The sequence below is a fragment of the Clostridium sp. 'White wine YQ' genome, from assembly GCF_028728205.1.
Classification (GTDB): domain Bacteria; phylum Bacillota; class Clostridia; order Clostridiales; family Clostridiaceae; genus Clostridium_T.
The window spans coordinates 192,324-207,154 of sequence record NZ_JAQYUU010000005.1 but is presented as its reverse complement, the minus strand read 5'-3'; the positions used below and the strand labels follow the sequence as shown (position 1 = coordinate 207,154).

Genomic DNA, 14,831 nt, shown 5'->3' with positions numbered 1-14,831 from the left:
TCCCGCTTCAGAATTGGCGACCAGCTATTCCAGTGGCTGGTGGCAGTTATTTAGTTGTTCACCCGATAGGTCTGGAATCATCCTTGATCAGGGGATGTCCTATGGGGTGGGTTTGATGGAAGAGGCTAGTCAATGCTTAAAGTCGGTCTACGATGGTTTACATGTGTTTTTGCCTTAAATGATTGATTTTTGTAGTCTATTGTGATACCATGTTTGTGGAAATATCTGTATAAGCACCGTAAGCATGTCTTCCTCGTCCATCTAAGTAAAGAATACCAAGGCGAGTAGGTACAGGCGTATAGGTCAAAATGGTGTTTATTAGGTACTGTAGGTACAGGCTAGGTACAAGTGAGGTGAGCACGATCAAGAGTTTTGAATTTTTCAGAGACCTTTATAGATATCTTGTAAAACAAGAAAACCAGGGTGTCTTTATCATCAAATTTTTTATTGCCGGAGGAAGTAGCTACTTTACGCTGCCAAAGTCGAAAACACATAGAACAACATCATATTTAGAGAATGAGCGTCATTACGCAAAAGACAGAGTGTTGACCCCTGAAATGAAGGCGAGTTTCCCAAAACCGGCAAGGGTTGATGAACTTAAAAACTTTCTTGAAACGAACCTTGATTCCGATAAAGTTAGAGACTGCATGAATTCATTCGGTGTACCCGCATCATATGAAGTGAACAAACGCTATCTTGCAAGGGCATTAGCAGTTCAATTTCAAATGTTTATTGTTCGTGGCGATGATGATGTTGATAATGTCATAATCTCTGAATATCAACGACAAGTGCTCGGAGTTGAAGATGAGCCGAATATGATTTGTGGGCCTTTGAATAATGGCGATGATGTTTGGGTTGAAGATAAAGGTAGAAATCACAAGGCCAAATGTTACGAAACTTTTGAGCATACATGGGTGATTCACAATTCTGGACATCTAAGTTGGTACAGTAGAAAACTTGTCTTTGTAAATGCTACAGATGTCCGTCCTAGTGCTAGTGAAACGGAAATAGAGATACCGGAAACTGCTCCGGGTGAAATAATAAAAATAACCACGAGCTTTTACGCCCGTGGCTTTGAAGGAAAGTTCGATTGTATTTGGGAGATGCAAGACTGTGATGGAAATAACTGCTTTCCAAATTACAGATGGATTTTCAATGTTGCAATTGATACTATTTTTGAAGCCTAATCATGGAGGTTAACAACGTGAGTGATTATAACATTGAGAAATGGTCCACCTTGAAAGAAGTCATGGAATACCTTGGCATCGGCAGAGATACCGTTCTGCAGTGGATTGCAAAAAGGAATATGCCAGCTTACAAGGTAGGCAGACTGTGGAAGTTTAAGCTATCAGAAGTAGACGAATGGATTCGTTCCGGCGGCGCAGCTGATGAAGCTCCTGACAAAGACTAAAGTCCAGATTATTGGACAGACAAGATTATAAAATAATAATGGCAAGGTGTATTTGAACGCCACGAGCCGGAAAGAGGATAATGTTATGGCAAAAGCTGCTAAAAAAGAAGTTGCGGTTTCACTGGAGACCGTTTTGTGGAACTGTCGTGTTGCCCTTCGTGGGATTGGAAGTACTGAAAAGAATAGAGATGCTGTTATAGGATTAGTGTTTTTAAAGTTTGCAGGGGACAAGTTTGAAAGACGAAGAGCAGAATTATTGGAGCAATACGGGGATATACCAGCTTTCCTTGAAAAAGTATCGTTCTATAATGCAGTAAATGTATATTATTTGAAGGAAACTGCACGGTGGTCTTATATCGTTAAAAACGCAAGCGCTAATGATATTGCAGTTATTCTAGATCAAGCAATGGCAGATATTGAAGAAAGTAATACTCCATTAAAAGGAGCTTTACCACTTAATCTTTTTGCAACCCTTGGGGCAAGTAAAGAGGCTATCAAAAATCTAATAGATGAAGTAAATAAAATAGATGAGAAGCGCTTTCATGAAGATGATTTGATTGGCCGAGTATATGAATATTTTCTTCAGGTATATGCTGCTGCCGGAACAAAGGAAGATGGTGAATTTTATACCCCTGCTTCAGTAGTTAAACTGATTGCAGAAATGATTGAACCTTATTCTGGCACTGTATATGACCCATGTTGTGGTTCGGGCGGTATGTTCGTTCAATCTCTAAAGTTTGTAGATCGTCATAATGGTAATCGCCAGAACGTTTCAATTCTGGGCCAAGAGAGCAATCCCGACACATGGCGTCTTTGTAAAATGAATCTTGCTATCCGTGGTATTGCGCATAATCTTGGTGAAAAAAATGCTTCAACATTTACTGAGGATTTACACAAAGACAAAAAAGTTGATTATATTATGGCTAATCCGCCTTTTAATTTAAAAGGTTGGCGTGGTGAAGATCAACTTACTGACGATCCTCGGTTTAAAGGCTTTTCAACACCACCTGTAGCAAATGCAAACTACGCATGGATTCTTCATATGATTTCAAAATTAGATGTAAATAAAGGCGTTGCAGGTTTTCTGCTTGCAAATGGTGCATTAAACGCAGATGGTGTTGAATATGAAATCAGAAAAGAATTGCTTGAACGAGATAGGATTGAAGCTATTATCGTTCTACCTCGTGACATGTTCTATACCACAGATATTTCTGTCACTTTATGGATTGTTAATATGAATAAAAAAGCTTGTACATCAGGCGGCAGACAGCTTCGTGACCGTACAAATGAAGTACTATTTATGGATTTGCGCCGCTGGGATGGTAACATTGAAGAAATTGTAATTGATAAAGGGAAGAAAAAGAAAAAAACTGTTCTTACTGATGATCAGATTTCTGAAATAAAGAAAGTATACAGTAATTGGCAAAGTGCAGATACATCATTATATAAAGATGAACCAGAGTTTTGTAAATCTGTATCTCTTGATGGAGAGGATGGAATTCGCTCCAATAACTATTCTCTTGCACCAAGCAAATACATCGAGTTCATTGACCATGACTTAGAAATTGATTTTGAAAAAGAGATGGCACGTATTCAGGCTGAAATGCGCGAAGTGATGAAGGCTGAAAAGAAATCACAAACCATGCTCGAAGAAGCGTTCAGGGGGATTGGTTATGGGATTGACTAAACATAAAATTGGTAAGTACATTGAACTGTATGTGGAGGCTTGTAATAACCCGAATCTTACTGTTTATGATGTCTCTGGTGTAAATCGTGATAAAGAATTTTTTGAACCGTCTAAACAAGTAGGACAAGATACAAGCAAGTATAAAATTGTTCCTCCAAATTATTTTGCATGTAATCTAATGCACGTTGGACGTGATGAAGTACTTCCTATAGCATTAAATCATACTGATGATAATAAGCATGTGAGTCCTGCTTACACTGTATTTAAAATTAAAGATAATGATTCTTTGCTTCATGAATACTTTTTTCTGATGTTGAAATCTAGCGAACGCGATAGATATTTTTGGTTTCACACTGACTCATCTGTTCGTGATGGTATGGCATGGGAAGATTTCTGTGATCTTGAAATCGAACTCCCACCGCTACCGATTCAGCAAAAGTATGTTGACATATATAATGCTATGCTTGCAAACCAGAGAGCCTATGAAACAGGTCTTGAGGATTTAAAGCTGACTTGTGATGCTTATATTGACCGTTTGCGTCTTAAACTACCACACGAGGCAATAGGACCGTATATTGAACTCTCAGATAAAAGAAACGATGATTTGGATTATGGTGTCCATGACGTGCGTGGTGTATCGATTGAAAAACGATTTATAGATACAAAAGCCGATATGAACGGAGTCTCGCTAAAGCCGTACTACCTTGTTGCGCCTGACGAGTTTGCATATGTAACGGTTACTTCCAGAAACGGGGAAAAGATATCGATTGCCCATAATGGAAGCGAAAAGACATATATATGCTCTTCTTCATACGTAGTTTTCCGTGTAGTAAACATAAAAAAGTTGTTGCCAAGCTACCTGCGCATTTTCTTTAGTCGAAGCGAGTTTGATCGCTACTCACGCTTCCATTCTTGGGGCAGTGCTCGTGAGACATTCGATTGGTCTGAAATGTGTGATGTTAAAATACCTATACCAGAAATTAAAGTGCAGGAATGTATCGTTGAAATCTACAATGCTTATCTTATGAGACGCGATATAAATGAAAAGTTGAAAGAGCAAATAAAAGACTTATGCCCTATATTAATTAAAGGCGCGTTGGAAGAAGCAAATACGTAAAGGAGGGTTAAAAATGAGTTTATATACAGAACGTCATGGATTAAGAAAGCCAATCGTACGTACGAGTAAAATTTCAAAAGAAGTTTACACCTTGCTATTAAATATATGCCAAAAATACTATAAAAATCTAACACATATCTTTAAACTTCAGCAGCATTGTTCTTTTGTAGGCCAGGATTATATTGAATTTAACCGTAGTCAATTTGAAAATAGAATGGCAATAAAAATTCCTAACATTTTCAGAGATGAACATGGTCATATAGCTGCTCCACAATATAATGATGATTATGACCAATATTCATTAATTGACCTTATAGAATATGTTGCTGAAAATATAAAGGATATTTCTGAAGGATGGAATAATGATCGTTATAAAAATTATTGGTATATTCATTGTTTGGATACAACAAATGTTTTCGATGACTACAGAAATGAAATAAACGAAATATTTGTAGAGTCTGGGGTGTTGTTTATTTTAACCACTGAAAAGATCATTGAACGCATTGTAGAAAATAGTCCTTTGTCAGCAAAAATAGAAGCGGAAACTCAACAAATTTCTGAGGTTGGGACAAGAGAATTAATGAAAGATGCAATTGCATTATATAAAACACCAAATCCTGCAGCCCGCCAAGATTCAGTTGAAAAAATATGGGACGCTTTGGAACGACTGAAAACTTATTATACAAACATGGATAAAAAAACATCAGCCACAAAGGTTGTTGAGGATATGAGCAATGGGCAAAGTGATTTTATTACTGTGTTTAATGCAGAATTTAAAGCGCTAACGGATATTGGTAATAATTTTAGAATCCGTCATCATGAGACAAATAAAATTGATATTACAGATAATCGTCACTACGATTACTTTTTTAACCGATGCTTATCGTTAATTGCTTTAGCAATTCAATATTTACAATAAAAGGAGGAGGGGTTAAGTTGGATTATATCTTTGAAAAAGGAAAATTTACTGAAGATGAGCTTGAGCAGGCCATAATTACGCTTTTCAAACAACAAGGCTATACTTATGTCCAGGGGGAGGGTCTTCATAGAAAGTATGAGGATATCCTTCTTCTTGATGACCTACGTGCATTTATAGCTGATCGTTATGCATCTGAAAGTTTGAGTGAAGCCGAGATTCAGAAAATTATTAATCGTCTTAATCTCATTCCTTCTACACCACTTTATAACGGAAACCGCGAGACATTTTTACTTGTAAACGAGGGTTTTGACTTGGTACGTGATGATATTAGCCAGGTCGCGTTACATGTGGACTACATTGACTTTGATGAACCAAGTAATAATATTTTTAAGGTTGTTAATCAGTATTCTGTTCAGGGAGAGCGTTTGCGTCGCCCTGACCTACTTGTGTTTATAAACGGTATTCCTATTGCTATTTGTGAGTTCAAAACAGCGATCGAAGAAGATACTACCATCCATGATGCATGGGAACAGGTTACAATCCGCTATAAAAGGGATATCCCGAAATTAATGAAGTATTGTTTTCTTTCTGTTATTAGTGATGGAGCCAATACAAAACTCGGAAGCATTTTCACACCATACAAGTTCTATTACTCGTGGAATAAAGCAAACGATCAAGATAAAGTATCAAATGGTATAAGCTCTCTGCTCACCATGATTGAAGGTGCTTTTGCAAAAGATCGGGTTACTAAAGTTCTTAGAGACTATATTTTCTATCCAGATGATAGTAAGAAGGATGAAGCTATAGTTTGCCGTTATCCGCAGTTCTTTGCTGCGCAGAAAATGCTTGATAACATTAAAGCACATATGCGCCCCACCGGTGATGGAAAAGGTGGTACATATTTTGGTGCTACCGGATGCGGCAAGACTTATACTATGTTATTTTTATCACGTTTGATTGCATTGAGAGATAATGAGGCCTTCAGTAATCCTACCATTGTCATTCTCGAAGACCGTGAGGATTTGGATACACAAACTTCAGAATTATTTGTAACGGCGAAAAAGTATCTACATGAAAGTGATGTTCGAAGCATTGAAAGCCGTGAAGATATGGAGAAGACGTTGCGAGATAAACCAAGCGGCGGTATTTACATTACCACCATCCAGAAGTTTTGTGAAAAAACTAGCTTGCTTTCTGACCGTAGCAATATTATTTGTATTTCTGATGAGGCTCATAGAACGCAAACTGGTGTTGGTGCGAAGCTTAAGAAAACTGATAAAGGTGTATTCACCACTTTTGGATTTGCAAAGTACCTGCGTGACAGTTTCCCTAATGCTACATATTGCGGTTTCACAGGAACTCCGATAGACGAAACAATAGCTGTCTTTGGTAATGTTGTGGACAGTTATACAATGAAAGAGTCTAGTGATGATGGAATAACGGTTCGTATTGCTTATGAACCACGTCTTGCGCGGGTAATTGTATCTGACGAACAGGCAAAAGAAATTCAGAAGTATTATGACCAGTGCATAGCTGATGGCTCTAATCCGGAGCAGGTTGAAGAAAGCAAACGCGCTATGAGTTCTATGACAGCTATACTCGGTCATCCTGATAGGATTAAAAAGTTGGCTTCTGATATGGTGACTCATTATGAATCGCTCTGTGCAGAAAAGCCAGAAATTGTGCAAAAGGCAATGATAGTATGCGCAGATCGGCCGTTGGCTTTTAAAGTATTAAAGGCGGTAGAAGCTATCCGCCCTGACTGGTTCGTGGCTCGTAAAGCTGAAAACGAATCAGATCTGACAAAAGATCAGTTAGATAAACTTGTAGCCTTACCTAAAATCAATATGGTTGCCACGCAAGGCCAGAACGATGAGAAAGAACTGTTTGATATATGTGGCACAAAAGAACATCGTAAGATGTTAGACAAACAGTTTAAGAATAACGACTCAAACTTTAAAATTGCGATTGTTGTTGATATGTGGATTACAGGATTTGATGTTCCGTCCCTGGCTGTCATGTATATCGACAAACCACTTCAAAAGCATAGCCTTATTCAGACGATCTCCCGCGTAAATCGTGTATTTGATGGTAAGGATAAAGGTTTAGTTGTGGACTACATTGGAATTAAAAATGACATGATGGAAGCTGTCAAAAAATATGGTGGCCCTCAAGAAAACCCGATTGATGAACTTAATATTTCATTGTCTATATTCCGTAACCATTTGGCGTTAATAGATGAGCTTCTTTCAAGTTTTGATTCTACGATGTTCCATCATGGGACACCGATACAAAGACTTAATTGCTTAAATGCTGCCGCAGAATATGTTCAAGCCAGTAAAGATATGCAAACTCGTTTCATGGGCTTATCTCGCAGATTAAAAGGAGCGTACCATATTTGCTTCCCTTCCGGCGAACTAACTGACGAAGAAACAGCAAAGGCACAGTTCTACTTAGCAATACGCTCAATTATTTATAAGCAGACTAAGGGAGATGCACCGGATTCAGAAGTTATGAATAGCGTAGTTGAAGAAATGGTACGCGAAGCTATTACTTGCACTGGTATCGAAAATATTGTCGATGAACATAAAGCTGTTGATCTATTCAGCGACGATTTCCTTGCTGAGCTTGATAATGTAAATCTTCCAATTACAAAGTTTAATGCACTGTTGAAGCTTCTGCGCAAAGCTATTACAGCTTATGGGCGCACCAATAAAGTCAAGGCTATCGAGTTTGATGAGCGATTGAAAGAAGTTGTTGATGCTTATAACAGCCGTGATAAGCTGGTATTTACAAGTGAGGTTGTTTCGGACTTCGTTAATGACTTGTCTGAACAGTTGCTCAAGATAATGAAAGACTTGCAAGATGATAAGTCTTCATTTGAGAAACTTGGAATCAGCTATGAAGAAAAAGCTTTTTACGATATTCTTGTAAAAGTTCGTGACGATCATGGGTTTCCATATGAGGATGAAAAATGTCTTGTTCTTGCTAAAAAGATAAAAGAGCTCGTTGACGATAAAGCACAGTTTGCTGATTGGTCATCGCGTGATGATATAAAGAATCAACTCAACATGGACCTTACAGTGCTTCTTTATAAAAATGGTTATCCTCCTGAATGGGATGAAGAAGTATTTGAAAAGGTTATGGAGCAAGCTGAGAATTTTAAGAAATATAGTGATTAAAATATCTCGGAAGGCACTGTAGGAGGTAGTTTATGATCAATGCATTAACAAAGAGCATAAATAGCAGAGGCTTTGACCAGGTCTTTAAAGAGGTTCTTCATTCGGAGAGTCTTGGCTTGCTTGCAAATGAAGAACTGCGTCTATTCAGGCTAAAAGAAGTCATAGATAATAAGTTTTCAAAGGACTCACTCCGTACATTCATAAGTAAAAATATAGGGCATTATGTTTTCTCGCGTTCAAGGATTGAACAGTTCCGTGTCGAAGGCGATGAGTTTAGTGTTGGTATTGAGGCATTGGACCTTATGTATAAGAGTGGTCGTGCAGATGAGAAAGGTACTGGAAACGAGCTAGGTGAAATACTTTTGTATGCCTTCCTTGAGACGGTTTTGGGTGCACCAAAGATATACAGCAAGATAGAGTTAAATTCATCAGTCAAATCTGGGATAAGCGCATGTGATGGTATGCATTTACGAGCACTTAACTCCGGAGGAAAAACGCTGTCTTATGAGATGATATTTGGTACCTCATGCGTTGTTGGAGATCTTGGTTATGCCATAGATGAGGCCTTCGAGTGCATTCAACAGATATCTGGTAGAACAACAGAAGAATTACAGATCGTTGATAGTACGGTTTTTGAATTGCCCGCTAATGATCCTGTGGCTCTCCAACTAAATGATATTATAAAACCTGCTCCCGGTAAGGATGTATATCGAGATACAGCTTTTGGCATTTTTCTCGGTTACACAATTGGTTTAGACTCTTCACGGTATAAAAGTTCAGATTATCGAGATGCACTAGAAAAAAAGATGGACAATGATATTAAACACTATGCTCCTTATATAAAAGAAAAGATTAACAAGCTTAGCCTTAACAATCGTTCTTTCTATGTGTACGTGCTTCCCTTTGATAACGCAGAAGATGACAAGAAGGCCATTATGAAAACTGTCATGAGAGAAGGTGACTCTTATGGCAGATAAAAAGAACTTGAAGTTTGGTGATGTTTTCTTTGCTGAATTGAACCAGGATGCCTATCTAAAGAAAATATATGAAGACATATTATACAATTACGCTATCAAGGTTTTTGGATTTAATAAACGCCGGAAGCGCGAGATACCGATAAAGGATGCTCTCGCTTTTGCAGATCTACTTTCAAAATCCAATCATGCAACACTTTACGATTCCCAAAAAATGTGGGCACAAGAAATAGTCACAATGTTGCATTATATTTACCCCGAAGACGAGAAGGTCTCTTATATAGCTGGTTCTGTACTATCAAGCATTGGTAATTATCAGGGTACGAATATTGTTAAATCATCGTTTGATGGAGTTGGCACTCTTGATAAAATTTTCGCGGGTTACAAAAAGGAATATTATACAATCCCGGCGGACCCCGAAAAGCAGTTTATGAGTGCTCAAAAAATCGTGTATGACCATTTTGCCGATGAGTATTACAGTTACTCTGGCCCAACGTCTATGGGTAAATCTTACATAATGAGGATGTTCATCAAGCAACAGATTTTTTCTGGTGTCAAAAATAATTTTGCGCTTGTTGTGCCAACGAAAGCTTTAATTAATGAGGTTCGAATAAAGATAACAGATGACTTGCAGTATATGTTACATGAGAATAACTATCACATTGTAACGGCTGCAGGAGATGCTGTATTAATGAAAAATTCCGAAGAAAACAGTGAACGAAGATATATTTTTATCATGACTCCGGAACGGTTGCTCTATCTCCTTATTAATGAACAAAATATTCAGCTTGACTACTTGTTTATTGATGAGGCCCATAAGCTTTCTGGTACTGATAATCGAAGCCCTTTTTATTACCAAATTGTTCATATGCTTTCAGAACGAGAGCATAGACCGCACTTTGTTTTTGCGTCTCCTAATGTTCCTAATCCTGAAATATATTTAAGTTTGATAGCAGGCGTGGAATCAAATGAGTCGAAAAAGCAAAAACTCGCGTCATCATTTTCCCCTGTTTCTCAAGTTAAGTTTTTAATTAATCTAGATGACAATGAGGTAGATGTATATAATGAGCATACAAAGGAAACGGTGCCTTTAACATCTATAGCACTTGAAGACGCGGACTTGACAGATGTGCTTCTCCGCTTTGAAAAGGATGATAAAGGTGTAGAAAGACAGTGTATTATATACTTCCCTTCTACCCGTAAGACAGTAGTAGCGGCAAGGGATTTTGCTGCTAATCGTGTTGAAAAGAGTAATGATAAAGAGCTGATAGAACTCGCTAAAGACATAAAGAATGATATACATGGAGATTACTATTTAGCTGAACTTATTTCCAAGGGCATTGCATATCATATAGGTTACTTGCCAGCGTCTATTCGTCAGAGAATAGAAGATTTGTTCCGGGCAGGTTCTATAACGGCATTATTCTGTACAAGTACGCTTGTTGAAGGTGTTAATTTGCCAGCGGACAATTTGTTTATTACAGACTTTAAAAATGGCAGCAAGCATATGAAAGCTGTAGATTTCCGTAACCTTATCGGCCGTGTTGGACGCTTGGAATACAATCTTTATGGCAATGTATTTCTAGTCGCGAGTAGTGAAAAAGCAAATGAAAAATATGTAAGCCTGCTTCAGGAGGACATAGCACCACAGACATTGTCTATTGAAAAAGGACTTACAAAACCACAAAAGCAAAATGTTATAGAAGCCCTTTTACATGGAACAGTGGAGCTTGTGAAATATCCAGAAAAGCAGTCAGCAGATTCGTATGATCTAATGCGTAAATTTGCAATCATTCTCTTAAATGATATTTTGAAAAATCGCAATAGTCGTGTTAGACAAGAATTTCGGCAGCTAATGAAACCGGGAGACGAAGATAAGATCAGAGCCCTTTTTGCTTCCAACGAAGAATACATCCAGGATGATGATATAACAATATCTGTTGACCAGTCAGAGTCCTTGTATCAAGCAATTTCACAAAACGGGCTTGAGTTCCCTGCGGTTGATGAACAAGGTAACTTTGATTCAGCAAAATTACTGGCGTTTCTGGAGCGTCTATGCAGAATATTTAAATGGGAGATATATGAATCTGAAACTTTAGGACATGTAGGCAAATATTCCAAGAAGCATGGTAGGCTTAGTTGGTATGCTGTTATTTTAAGCCAGTGGGTACAAGGTGACGGTCTAAACAAAATAATGTTTCAGGCTATTAGTTATAAGCAGCGTAATCCAGAAAACGCTCTATATATCGATAACAACTACGTTGACTACAATGACTCTCGTGAACATAGAAATATAGTTATTTCTGATGTGCTCAGTGTTATTGATAAAGTCATTCTTTTCAAAATATCAAATTATTTCTTGAAAGTATCAAAGGCTTATAAAGAAATAAGACAGGTTGAAAAGGTCCCTAATGACTGGTATGAGTTTGTTGAGTATGGTTCTACGAATAAAAAAATAATAAATATCCAGAAGCATGGTTTTTCACGTGAGTCATCTCTTTATATTTTAAATCATGGAAAAGACTATATTGCGCAGACTGAGCCTGAATTAAAACTAAAAAAGAGTCTGTTAGAATGTTCAAATGAAGGCGTGAAGAAAGATGCCGCAATCATCAAATACAACATTCCAGACTTATTTGTAGATTAGAAATGAGATAAGGCCTCTGAAGGATTAAGTTCCCTCAGAGGTCTTTTCTAATCTTTCTTATAAAACATTGTCTCATAGCCATCGGCTCTAAGAGCCAACCCTTTTATCCAGGGTGGCGTTCGCCCCATCTGTTCACAAACTGCTTTAAGGGAGACATCCATGCTGCACTCAATAATTAGCTCGTCGTGGACGTGACCACAGATAAAGCAATGGCTGAGTGTTTTCATTGCGTAGGCCAGGATATCCCGGCTGATTGCCTGGACAACATTTTCCGTAAACTTCGGCCCGTAACTTTCGATGCGTTCCCACTTCTTAGTGTTGCTGGTTCCTTCGTAGGTGACAGACTCACCACCGAACTGGTTCTGTTCGATCTTAGGCTTTACATAGGAAAGCCTCCTGCCGGAAGGAAGCTCAATAAAAAGCATACCCTTCTGGTAGTAGAAATTAATGCCATGTGTTTTGGTATGTGTTCTTAAACGAACTGCTTCTTTAATATTTCTGTCAACATCCCACCACAGCTTTGTAATCTTCGGGTTTGACGCTCTCCAAGAATCAACCAGCGGCTGCAATTCGTCTTCAGTAAGGCCCATTTCCAATGCACCCATAGCCTTAAGTGCTCCAACACTGCCGCCATATCCAAGTGCCAATTCTGCGATTTTACCTTTTTGCCGAAGGTGGCTATTTACACCATGCTTTTCAACTGGTACATGGAACATAGCAGAAGCGGAAGCGCAGTAGATATCACCATTGCTTTCAAATACGTCTAATCGCCATTGCTCCCCGGCTAAGAAGGACAGAACCCTAGCCTCGATAGCACTAAAGTCACACACAATAAGTTTGTATCCTGACCTTGGAACAAAAGAGGTTCGGATAAGCTGAGAGAGTGTATCAGGCACATCCTCATAAAGAAGTTTCACTGCATCATAATCTCCGAGCTTTACAAGGGACCTTGCATCTTCCAAATCAGGGATATGATTTTGAGGTAAGTTCTGTAATTGTATATGCCTGCCTGCCCAGCGACCAGAACGGGAGGCACCATAATATTGGAACATGCCGCGAGCCCTACGATCTAAACAGACAGTGTTCTGCATGGCCTGATACTTTTTAACGCTACTTTTTGCAAGCTGCTGGCGAAGTTGAAGCACGTCGCGTTGTTCCTCCGGCGCAGTCTTTATAAGAGCTGCGACATTCTTTTTCCCAAGCGACTCGGTCTCAACACCATTATCAGAAAGCCACTGTTTTACCTGAACGACGCTGTTTGGATTATCAAGATTGGTAAGCTCCTTCATTGCAGCAGTAAGTTCTTCTTTGGATTTCTCATCGAAGATGATGGCATTTTTAACGACACCCATATCAAGTAGGATGCCTCTGTCATTAATCTCTTGATCCAGATGGTATTCGTCCCATACAAACTCAGGTACGGGATAGCTTTCTAGTCGCTTCTTAATTGCCTGTTCCACCTCAACATCTCGGATATTATATTTTTTAAATAGGGACCACTTCGCCATATCATGTTCAGGCAGATTACGAGTGCGGCCACTATTTGCTTTGGTAGGCTTGCATGGAACGCAGAAATATTTGATAAGGTCTTTGCCTTCTTTTAGCTTCTGTTCACCGAGCTTAAGAACTGTGCCTACACCTTCAAGGGAAAGAGGTAAGCCCATATAAGCAGACCATATCATGCTGCAGCGCCATGAAGATGGGTTAAGGTAACCTTTAACTGAGTCCTCTGGGATGCTGTAGCTATTAAACTTATCCGGGTAGTGCTTACGAAGCCAATATGATAAACAGACACGTTCGAATGAAGCGTTAAAGGCCCATTTAGTTATATTTTCATCGGTTAATGCATTTAGTATATCTTCTGGGACTTTCTCCCCTAAGGCTAAGTCAATAATGTGAACCTCACCGCCATTAATTGCGTAACCAAATAGGAGGACTTCAAAGCTTGGAGATTCTGCATAGCGATAAACGCCACACTTACCAAGGTCCACATCCGAGTAAGTTTCAAGGTCAAGAGAAAGTGTTTTTATATCTTCCATAACATCCTCCTTTCAAAAGAAAAGGGCGGCAGCAGGAGTGCCACCGCCCAAGCAATTAAAACTTATCAAGTGTATCAAAGTTTTTCTTTGCTTTTTCTTTCTTGTGCTTTTTGATGGCGTCATTAATTTCAGTTACGACCCAGAATAGGGCTCCGATGATAAACACGCCGTATAAAGTAATAAGTTCAATAACAAGAATAGTTTCCATATGATTTACCTCATTTCTTTGATTGTCTAAGGTGGCAGGTTATCCTACCACCCGGATTGTCAGTTACTGTTTAGGAAAGGAAGTCTTCATCATCCTCAGTAGCGAAGTCATCCTCGGCATTAGACTTACCGCCAAGATGCTCGCCATCACGGATCTTCTGAAGGTTATTAAGGGAACAAGCGATACCCTTATTTCCGTTGGTGTTGAATGCGTAGAAATTTACACTGGCACGACCGTAAACACCGGAATAAATCTCAGAGCGCTCGATGATAGGCTGACGGTCTGCATCTACGATGCCAGGCGCAGAGCTGTTGTTGGCATTCATAAAGTAGGCATTTTTGTAAGCGGGATCGTCAGGACGTTCTACATCACCATCACGAAGAGGAGTCTTAAGGGCAGCAAGAGGAGGTACAGTACGACCATTGCCTTTAAGCTTACCTTCGCCTTCGTGGTAAGCTGCTTCTATTGCGGCTTTGATCTTCTCGATGGTCTTTGTGTCGGACTTAGGGATAATGAGAGATACACTGTACTTAGGGGTGCCACCATTTATGGATTTAGGCTCCCATGCATTCACATAGCTCCAACGGGTATCAGGGCCAGTAACTACTTTTAACGGATTAACTGTCTTTGTCATGATTTATTTCCTC

General features: G+C 39.0%; 11 protein-coding genes. 8 read left to right on the top strand and 3 right to left on the bottom strand.

Annotated features, from left to right (window positions below; genetic code table 11):
• Positions 1–308: 308 nt before the first annotated feature.
• The 8 genes from PTZ02_RS15205 (at position 309) to PTZ02_RS15170 (ending at position 11,937) form a co-directional block, all read left to right on the top strand.
• Complete coding sequence (locus tag PTZ02_RS15205) at positions 309–1,187, top strand: NBR1-Ig-like domain-containing protein (RefSeq protein ID WP_274228648.1); 879 nt, start codon at positions 309–311, stop codon at positions 1,185–1,187.
• A gap of 2 nt (positions 1,188–1,189) precedes the next feature.
• Entirely contained in the window at positions 1,190–1,411 is a 222-nt protein-coding gene (locus tag PTZ02_RS15200) for a helix-turn-helix domain-containing protein (RefSeq protein WP_274228647.1), read from the top strand.
• Between the two features lie 85 nt (positions 1,412–1,496).
• Positions 1,497–3,098: a type I restriction-modification system subunit M gene (locus PTZ02_RS15195; protein ID WP_274228646.1), complete on the top strand. Its 1,602-nt coding sequence runs from the start codon at positions 1,497–1,499 to the stop codon at positions 3,096–3,098.
• The gene (locus PTZ02_RS15190) at positions 3,085–4,215 is read left to right on the top strand and encodes a restriction endonuclease subunit S (protein ID WP_274228645.1); all 1,131 of its coding nucleotides are present in this window, start codon (positions 3,085–3,087) and stop codon (positions 4,213–4,215) included. Before PTZ02_RS15195 ends, PTZ02_RS15190 begins: the two co-directional genes overlap by 14 nt.
• A 13-nt stretch (positions 4,216–4,228) precedes the next feature.
• Entirely contained in the window at positions 4,229–5,134 is a 906-nt protein-coding gene (locus PTZ02_RS15185) for an AbiJ-NTD4 domain-containing protein (protein WP_274228644.1), read from the top strand.
• A 17-nt stretch (positions 5,135–5,151) separates the two neighbouring features.
• Positions 5,152–8,316, top strand: coding sequence for a type I restriction endonuclease subunit R (locus tag PTZ02_RS15180; RefSeq protein WP_274228643.1), 3,165 nt, complete (start codon positions 5,152–5,154; stop codon positions 8,314–8,316).
• 32 nt (positions 8,317–8,348) lie between these two features.
• Positions 8,349–9,293, top strand: a complete 945-nt coding sequence (locus PTZ02_RS15175; RefSeq protein ID WP_274228642.1) for a HamA C-terminal domain-containing protein — start codon at positions 8,349–8,351, stop codon at positions 9,291–9,293.
• Positions 9,283–11,937 carry a DEAD/DEAH box helicase gene (locus tag PTZ02_RS15170; RefSeq protein WP_274228641.1) on the top strand — a complete coding sequence of 885 codons (2,655 nt, stop codon included), beginning with the start codon at positions 9,283–9,285 and terminating at the stop codon, positions 11,935–11,937. The genes PTZ02_RS15175 and PTZ02_RS15170 overlap by 11 nt, the downstream gene beginning before the upstream one ends.
• Positions 11,938–11,984: 47 nt before the next feature.
• Here the strand turns inward: PTZ02_RS15170 and PTZ02_RS15165 are convergent, their stop codons facing one another.
• The 3 genes from PTZ02_RS15165 to PTZ02_RS15155 all read right to left on the bottom strand — a co-directional run bounded on the left by PTZ02_RS15165 (position 11,985) and on the right by PTZ02_RS15155 (position 14,818).
• A complete protein-coding gene (locus tag PTZ02_RS15165) occupies positions 11,985–13,967 on the bottom strand; it encodes a DNA polymerase (protein WP_443112628.1) in 1,983 nt (660 codons plus the stop codon).
• A gap of 64 nt (positions 13,968–14,031) precedes the next feature.
• Positions 14,032–14,184 carry a hypothetical protein gene (locus tag PTZ02_RS15160; protein WP_257531256.1) on the bottom strand — a complete coding sequence of 51 codons (153 nt, stop codon included), beginning with the start codon at positions 14,182–14,184 and terminating at the stop codon, positions 14,032–14,034.
• 70 nt (positions 14,185–14,254) lie between these two features.
• Positions 14,255–14,818 (bottom strand): DUF2815 family protein, encoded by a 564-nt coding sequence (locus PTZ02_RS15155; RefSeq protein ID WP_274228639.1) that lies wholly within the window; start codon positions 14,816–14,818, stop codon positions 14,255–14,257.
• Positions 14,819–14,831 lie beyond the last annotated feature (13 nt).